Consider the following 643-nt stretch of genomic DNA (forward strand, 5'->3'; position numbering starts at 1 on the left):
TGCCGTGACCCTTATCCCGGCGGGGACTGAAGCGCGCGGCCTGTACCGCACCGGCACGCTGAAAAACGGGCAGGGGCGGCTTTTTCTCGCCATCACCGAGCTGCGCACGCCTGAACCCGGACGCCTGGTGATTCCGATAGCTGACAGCCAGGCCGTGGGCGCGATGGGCGAGAACGGCGTCGCGGGCTGGATAGACAATCACTGGCTGGAGCGGATCGGTAATACCCTCCTGCTCGGTTCGGTACAGGACATTGCCGCAGCGGCCTCCGGCTCGTCACCGGGCAAAGATCGCAACACCGACTATACGGAGAATACCCGCGCGGCCACGGCGGAAATGGCAAAAACGCTGCTGGAAAACAGCATCAACATTCCGCCAACGATGTACCTCAACCAGGGCGATGTGATTGGCCTTGTCACCGGAGCGGATATTGATTTTTCAGACGTCTACAGACTACGCATGAGGTAAACGATGGACGGTAACCTGACTGATACCCCGTCAGAGGGCAACGTCGCGCTGTCACACCTGCGCGATCTGCTGTTCGGGGACTACCTGAGCCGGGAGGGGCTGACGGAGATCGCCATCAACCGCCCCGGCGAGATCCACACAAAAATTAACGGGCGCTGGGAAATGCACGCCTCGCCG

The 643-nt window shown here is 61.3% G+C and carries 1 protein-coding gene and 1 pseudogene; both read left to right on the forward strand.

Going from position 1 to position 643, the window contains the following annotated elements; genetic code table 11:
- Nucleotides 1–466 (forward strand): TrbI/VirB10 family protein (locus tag USH94_RS22625; protein WP_320731360.1); only part of this gene is annotated, 466 nt, incomplete at its 5' end.
- A 3-nt stretch (nucleotides 467–469) separates the two neighbouring features.
- Nucleotides 470–643 (forward strand): annotated as a pseudogene (locus USH94_RS22630) (P-type DNA transfer ATPase VirB11); the annotation flags it as partial.

The organism is Enterobacter sp. 148H3, assembly GCF_034107425.1.
In the GTDB taxonomy this organism is placed as follows: domain Bacteria; phylum Pseudomonadota; class Gammaproteobacteria; order Enterobacterales; family Enterobacteriaceae; genus Enterobacter; species Enterobacter vonholyi.